Annotated in this window: 7 protein-coding genes; 5 read left to right on the top strand and 2 right to left on the bottom strand. The window is 55.3% G+C overall.

The annotated features are described in order from the left end of the window. Nucleotides 1–15 precede the first annotated feature (15 nt). The 5 genes from hemE to VSR74_RS22535 all read left to right on the top strand — a co-directional run bounded on the left by hemE (nt 16) and on the right by VSR74_RS22535 (nt 3558). Nucleotides 16–1080, top strand: coding sequence for a uroporphyrinogen decarboxylase (hemE, locus tag VSR74_RS22515; RefSeq protein WP_347796751.1), 1065 nt, complete (start codon nt 16–18; stop codon nt 1078–1080). A 9-nt stretch (nt 1081–1089) separates the two neighbouring features. Beyond that, entirely contained in the window at nt 1090–1755 is a 666-nt protein-coding gene (gene nfi, locus VSR74_RS22520; protein WP_347796752.1) for a deoxyribonuclease V, read from the top strand. Between the two features lie 48 nt (nt 1756–1803). Beyond that, nucleotides 1804–2394, top strand: coding sequence for a YjaG family protein (locus VSR74_RS22525; RefSeq protein ID WP_015966373.1), 591 nt, complete (start codon nt 1804–1806; stop codon nt 2392–2394). A gap of 186 nt (nt 2395–2580) precedes the next feature. Next, on the top strand, nt 2581–2853 hold the full coding sequence (gene hupA / locus VSR74_RS22530; RefSeq protein ID WP_001044509.1) for a nucleoid-associated protein HU-alpha: 273 nt from the start codon (nt 2581–2583) through the stop codon (nt 2851–2853). 12 nt (nt 2854–2865) lie between these two features. After that, nucleotides 2866–3558 carry a DUF1481 domain-containing protein gene (locus VSR74_RS22535; protein WP_347796755.1) on the top strand — a complete coding sequence of 231 codons (693 nt, stop codon included), beginning with the start codon at nt 2866–2868 and terminating at the stop codon, nt 3556–3558. 64 nt (nt 3559–3622) lie between these two features. Here VSR74_RS22535 and purD read toward each other — a convergent pair whose 3' ends face one another. Beyond that, entirely contained in the window at nt 3623–4915 is a 1293-nt protein-coding gene (gene purD / locus VSR74_RS22540; RefSeq protein WP_347796753.1) for a phosphoribosylamine--glycine ligase, read from the bottom strand. Between the two features lie 11 nt (nt 4916–4926). After that, nucleotides 4927–6516 (bottom strand): bifunctional phosphoribosylaminoimidazolecarboxamide formyltransferase/IMP cyclohydrolase, encoded by a 1590-nt coding sequence (purH, locus tag VSR74_RS22545; RefSeq protein WP_347796754.1) that lies wholly within the window; start codon nt 6514–6516, stop codon nt 4927–4929. Between the last annotated feature and the right edge of the window lie 200 nt (nt 6517–6716).

A 6716-nucleotide genomic window follows, 5' to 3' on the forward strand; every position in this document is an offset into this window, starting at 1 on the left:
TCAAGGAATGGAAAAATGACCGAACTTAAAAACGATCGTTACCTGCGTGCGCTGCTGCGTCAGCCTGTAGATGTCACCCCTGTCTGGATGATGCGCCAGGCGGGCCGCTATTTACCGGAGTATAAAGCCACCCGTGCTCAGGCCGGGGATTTTATGTCCCTGTGCAAAAATGCCGAACTGGCCTGTGAGGTAACGCTGCAACCGCTGCGCCGTTACCCGCTGGATGCGGCTATTCTGTTCTCCGATATTCTGACCATCCCGGATGCGATGGGACTCGGGCTCTATTTTGAAGCGGGTGAAGGCCCACGCTTTACCTCACCGATTACCAGTAAAGCGGATGTCGATAAGCTGCCGATCCCTGATCCAGAAGGTGAACTGGGTTACGTGATGAACGCGGTGCGCACGATCCGCCGCGAACTGAAAGGCGAAGTGCCGCTGATTGGTTTCTCCGGCAGCCCGTGGACGCTGGCGACCTATATGGTCGAAGGCGGCAGTAGCAAAGCGTTTACCGTTATCAAAAAGATGATGTATGCCGAACCGCAAACGCTGCATCTGTTGCTCGATAAGCTGGCGAAAAGCGTCACCCTCTACCTGAATGCGCAGATTGAAGCTGGCGCGCAGTCGGTGATGATTTTCGACACCTGGGGCGGCGTGCTCACCGGGCGCGACTACCAACAGTTCTCGCTCTACTACATGCACAAAATTGTCGATGGCCTGCTGCGTGAAAACGACGGTCGCCGTGTGCCGGTGACGCTGTTCACCAAAGGCGGTGGGCAGTGGCTGGAAGCGATGGCGGAAACCGGCTGTGATGCGTTGGGTCTCGACTGGACAACCGACATTGCCGATGCGCGTCGCCGCGTGGGCCATAAAGTGGCGCTGCAGGGCAATATGGATCCATCCATGCTTTACGCACAGCCTGTGCGCATCGAGGAAGAAGTGGCGACTATTCTGGCAGGCTTCGGCAAGGGCGAAGGCCACGTCTTTAACCTCGGTCACGGCATCCATCAGGATGTGCCGCCGGAACACGCCGGGGCGTTTGTTGAGGCGGTACACCGTCTCTCTGTACCTTATCATCAGTAAGGAGTGATTATGGATCTCGCGTCGCTACGCGCTCAGCAAATTGAACTCGCCTCTTCTGTGATCCGTGAGGATCGCCTGGATAAAGATCCACCGGATCTGATCGCAGGGGCTGATGTCGGTTTTGAGCAGGGTGGTGAAGTGACGCGAGCGGCGATGGTGCTGTTGAAATATCCCTCGCTTGAGCTGGTGGAGTATCAGGTGGCGCGCATTGCGACCACCATGCCCTACATTCCCGGCTTCCTGTCATTTCGTGAATACCCGGCGCTGCTGGCGGTGTGGGAAAAGCTGTCGCAAAAGCCGGATATGGTGTTTGTCGATGGTCACGGTATCTCGCATCCGCGCCGTCTGGGCGTTGCCAGCCATTTTGGTCTGCTGGTGGATGTGCCGACGATTGGCGTGGCGAAAAAACGGCTGTGTGGGAAGTTTGAGCCGCTTGGCAGCGAACCCGGGGCGTTAGCGCCGTTGATGGATAAAGGCGAACAACTGGCGTGGGTGTGGCGCAGTAAAGCGCGTTGTAATCCGTTGTTTATTGCCACGGGACATCGGGTGAGCACCGATAGCGCTCTGGCATGGGTGCAACGCTGTATGAAAGGCTATCGACTGCCGGAGCCAACGCGCTGGGCGGATGCCGTCGCTTCTGAACGCGCTGCCTTTACGCGCCTTACAGCAAAATAACCACAATTCAGGTAAACTGCGGCTAATTTCCGCATTTGAGAACTCATCATGTTACAAAACCCGATTCACCTGCGCCTGGAGAAGCTGGAAAGCTGGCAGCACGTCACGTTTATGGCCTGCCTGTGCGAGCGCATGTACCCGAACTACGCCATGTTCTGCAAAGAGTCAGAGTTTGGCGACCCGCACGTTTATCGCCGTATTCTGGATCTCATCTGGGAAACGCTGACGGTGAAAGACGCGAAGGTGAATTTCGACAGCCAGCTCGAAAAGCTGGAAGAAGCGATCCCGGCGGCGGATGATTTTGACATGTACGGGGTTTATCCGGCGATTGATGCCTGCGTCGCACTGAGCGAACTGGTGCACTCCCGTCTGAGTGGTGAAACGCTGGAACACGCTATCGAAGTCAGTAAGAGTTCTATTACTACCGTGGCGATGCTGGAAATGACTCAGGCTGGTCGCGAAATGACCGATGAAGAGCTCAAAGAGAACCCGGCTGTGGAACAGGAATGGGACATTCAGTGGGAAATTTTCCGAGTTTTAGCCGACAGTGAAGAACGCGATGTTGAGCTGATAAAAGGGCTGCGCGCAGACCTTAAAGAGGCCGGCGAGAGCAATATTGGTATAAATTTTAAGCAATGAGACAAGAAAACGTGATTTACCGCCTGAATTGTCGTGCCTGAAGGCTTCCCTTCCGCCCCCCGTCTGGTCTACATTTGGGGGGCGAAAAAAAGTGGCTATCGGTGCGTGTATGCAGGAGAGTGCTTTTCTGGCATTTTCGTCGCACTCGATGCTTAGCAAGCGATAAACACATTGTAAGGATAACTTATGAACAAGACTCAACTGATTGATGTAATTGCAGACAAAGCAGAACTGTCCAAAACCCAGGCTAAAGCCGCTCTGGAATCCACTCTGGCTGCTATTACTGAGTCTCTGAAAGAAGGCGATGCAGTACAACTGGTTGGTTTCGGCACCTTCAAAGTGAACCACCGCGCTGAGCGTACTGGCCGCAACCCGCAGACCGGTAAAGAAATCAAAATCGCCGCAGCTAACGTGCCGGCATTTGTTTCTGGTAAAGCACTGAAAGACGCAGTTAAGTAAGACCGCGTGGCAGTGAACAGTTTTAGCGAAGGGGTGGTATCACCCCTTTTGTCTATCTGGCGTTCTGTGGCGGTGTTGGGAGGTGTCCTGTTGCTCTCAGCCTGTAGCCATAACAGCGCGTTACCACCGTTCACCGCGAGCGGGTACGCCGACAACCAGGGGGCTGTACGCATCTGGCGCAAAGACACCGGTGGGGAAACTCATCTTCTGGCTGTTTTCAGCCCGTGGCACAGTGGCGCCACTTCAACCAGTGAATACCGCTGGCAGGGCGATCGGCTTTCGCTGATTGAACTGAATATCTACAGTAAACCCTCCGAACATATTCGTGCCCGTTTTGATAGCCGCGGTGAACTGAGCTTCATGCAGCGTGAAGTCGACGGACAGAAACAGCAACTCTCCAGTGACCAGGTGGCGCTTTATCGCTATCGTGCAGAGCAGATCCACCAGACCAGCGATGCATTGCGCCTTGGGCGTGTGGTGCTGCGTCAGGGGCGCTGGCATGCAGACCAGACAGTAACGACCTGTGAAGGTGAAGTGATCACCCCTGATTTCGACAGTCGGGCGCTTGCGCGCGTAGAGAATCGTCAACGCCACTCTTCGATGGAAGTGAGCATTGCCTGGCTGGAGTCGCCTGAAGGGACGCAACTGCTGCTGGTGGCTAACCAGGACTACTGTACCTGGCAGCCAATGGAAAAGAGTTTTTAAGCCCGACTGAGAGGGCTAAACATGCCCGGCAAGCATCGCGCCACCGGGCATGTTGAATTGCCCGTTATTCGCCTTGCTCGCGCGCAATCGCCCGATAGCCGATATCCGAACGGCTGAAACTACCGTCCCAGTGGATATTGCTCATCAGCGCGTAGGCGCGTTGCTGCGCTTCGGCAACCGTATGACCCAGAGCTGTTACGCACAGCACGCGGCCGCCGTTGGTTAGTACCTGCCCATCGTCAGAGAGTTTCGTGCCCGCCTGGAAGACCTTCCCGTATTCTACTTCTTCCTGCGGCAGGCCATGGATCACATCACCCGTATGATAATCGCCGGGATAACCCCCTGCGGCCATCACCACGCCGAGTGAAGCTCGTTCGTCCCATTCGGAGGTCTTCGCATCCAGCTTGCCGTCGCAGGCTGCCAGACAGAGTTCAACCAGATCGGACTTCATGCGCAGCATGATCGGCTGGGTTTCCGGATCGCCAAAACGGCAGTTGAACTCGATAACCTTCGGGTTGCCCTGCTTATCAATCATCAGCCCGGCGTAGAGGAAACCGGTGTAAGTGTTGCCTTCCGCCGCCATACCTTTCACCGTTGGCCAGATGATACGTTCCATGGTGCGCTGGTGGACGTCATTCGTTACCACCGGGGCAGGAGAGTACGCGCCCATGCCGCCGGTGTTTGGCCCGGTATCTTTATCGCCTACGCGTTTGTGATCCTGACTGGTAGCCATCGGCAATACGTGTTCGCCGTCGACCATCACGATAAAGCTCGCTTCTTCGCCGTCGAGGAACTCTTCGATGACAATGCGATGGCCCGCGTCGCCGAAGGCATTGCCCGCCAGCATATCGTGAACTGCGGCTTCTGCTTCCGCCAGCGTCATTGCCACGATAACGCCCTTACCGGCTGCCAGACCGTCAGCTTTAATGACGATCGGCGCGCCTTTCTCACGCAAATAAGCCAGTGCAGGCTCGATCTCGGTGAAGTTCTGGTATTCCGCCGTTGGGATTTTGTGGCGCGCCAGGAAGTCTTTGGTGAATGCTTTCGAACCTTCGAGTTGCGCAGCACCTTCGGTTGGGCCGAAGATTGTCAGGCCTGCTGCACGGAACGCATCAACCACGCCAATCACCAGCGGTGCTTCCGGGCCAACGATGGTCAGGTCAATCTTCTCGTTCTGCGCGAAGCTCAGCAGCGCCGGAATATCCGTTACGCTGATAGCAACGTTTTGCAGCGCAGGCTCCAGCGCAGTGCCAGCGTTGCCCGGTGCAACAAAAACGGTATTAACCAGCGGCGACTGTGCCGCTTTCCAGGCCAGCGCGTGCTCGCGTCCGCCGTTACCAATTACGAGTACTTTCATGTTTCGCTCCATTAATGGCGGAAGTGGCGCATGTCGGTAAAGAGCATGGCGATACCGTGCTCGTCGGCAGCGGCAATCACTTCGTCATCGCGGATAGAACCGCCAGGCTGGATTACGCAGGTTACACCTGCCGCTGCCGCGGCATCAATACCGTCACGGAAGGGGAAGAAAGCGTCGGATGCCATAGAGGAGCCTTTTACTTCCAGGCCTTCGTCGGCAGCCTTGATACCCGCGATTTTTGCAGAGTAGACGCGGCTCATTTGTCCTGCGCCGATTCCAATGGTCATATTGCCTTTGGCATAGACAATGGCGTTAGATTTCACGAATTTCGCCACTTTCCAGCAGAACAGCGCATCGCGTAGCTCCTGCTCGGTGGGCTGGCGTTTACTCACGACGCGCAACTCTTCCGCGCCAACCATTCCCAGGTCACGATCCTGAACCAGCAGACCACCGTTCACACGTTTGAAATCGAGAGCCGGAACGCGCTCCGCCCACTGACCGCAAGTCAACACGCGCACGTTTTGTTTTGCGGCGGTGATTTTCAGCGCTTCTTCGCTGGCGGATGGCGCAATGATCACTTCAACAAACTGACGGGAGATAATCGCCTGCGCAGTTTCAGCATCCAGCTCGCGGTTAAACGCGATGATGCCGCCGAATGCGGAAGTTGGGTCGGTTTTATAAGCACGGTCGTAGGCGTCAAGAATAGAGTGACTGATTGCCACGCCGCAGGGGTTGGCGTGTTTCACAATGACGCATGCCGGCTCGGCGAACTCTTTCACGCACTCCAGTGCCGCGTCAGTATCGGCAATATTGTTATAAGAGAGGGCTTTGCCCTGTACCTGAGTGGCGGTGGCAACGGAGGCCTCTTTTACATTCTCTTCTATATAGAAGGCTGCCTGCTGGTGGCTGTTCTCGCCATAACGCATATCCTGTTTCTTGATGAAGTTCAGATTCAGGGTGCGCGGGAAGCGGCCAGCGGCTTCTTTGCTTTCGCCGTGATAAGCCGGAACCATGCTGCCGAAGTAGTTGGCGATCATGCTGTCGTAAGATGCGGTGTGTTCGAATGCTTTGATAGCGAGGTCGAAGCGGGTATCCAGCGTCAGAGAGCCTTCGTTGGCGTCCATCTCTTCAATAATGGTGACGTAATCGCTGCTCTTCACCACGATGGCGACATCTTTGTGGTTCTTGGCGGCGGAGCGAACCATCGTCGGGCCACCGATATCGATATTCTCAACGGCATCTTCCAGTGAACAACCTTCACGGGCGACGGTCTGAGCGAATGGGTAAAGGTTAACAACTACCATATCGATTGGCTCAATATGGTGCTGTTCCATAATGGCATCATCCTGGCCGCGACGGCCGAGGATCCCGCCGTGAACTTTTGGATGCAGGGTTTTTACGCGTCCATCCATCATTTCCGGGAAACCGGTGTAATCGGAAACTTCGGTTACCGGCAAGCCTTTATCTGCTAACAGGCGAGCTGTGCCACCGGTAGAGAGTAGCTCCACACCACGTGCGGAAAGTGCCTGAGCGAATTCGACGATACCGGCCTTGTCAGAAACACTGAGCAGAGCACGGCGGACTGGACGACGTTGTTGCATGGTAAATCCCCTGGATTTGACTATTTACAGAGAGCGTTAGCTGAATTTTTCGCGAAAAATTCAGCTAACGCCCCTTACGGGGCATCCTTGTTTAGCGGCGAGCATTGTAACGAAAACGTTTGCGCAACGCTCGCAAATTTTTATCTCTATTATGTGATTGCGGAATGTTGTTGAGATTTGTGGATAACTCTGTGGGCAAA

The organism is Pseudocitrobacter cyperus, from assembly GCF_039889165.1.
In the GTDB taxonomy this organism is placed as follows: domain Bacteria; phylum Pseudomonadota; class Gammaproteobacteria; order Enterobacterales; family Enterobacteriaceae; genus Pseudocitrobacter; species Pseudocitrobacter cyperus.

Excerpts from the sequence above, each read along its gene's own strand:
- hemE (WP_347796751.1), top strand. The coding sequence starts at position 16 with ATGACCGAACTTAAAAACGATCGTTACCTGCGTGCGCTGCTGCGTCAG.
- nfi (WP_347796752.1), top strand. The coding sequence starts at position 1,090 with ATGGATCTCGCGTCGCTACGCGCTCAGCAAATTGAACTCGCCTCTTCT.
- VSR74_RS22525 (WP_015966373.1), top strand. The coding sequence starts at position 1,804 with ATGTTACAAAACCCGATTCACCTGCGCCTGGAGAAGCTGGAAAGCTGG.
- hupA (WP_001044509.1), top strand. The coding sequence starts at position 2,581 with ATGAACAAGACTCAACTGATTGATGTAATTGCAGACAAAGCAGAACTG.
- purD (WP_347796753.1), bottom strand. The coding sequence starts at position 4,915 with ATGAAAGTACTCGTAATTGGTAACGGCGGACGCGAGCACGCGCTGGCC.
- purH (WP_347796754.1), bottom strand. The coding sequence starts at position 6,516 with ATGCAACAACGTCGTCCAGTCCGCCGTGCTCTGCTCAGTGTTTCTGAC.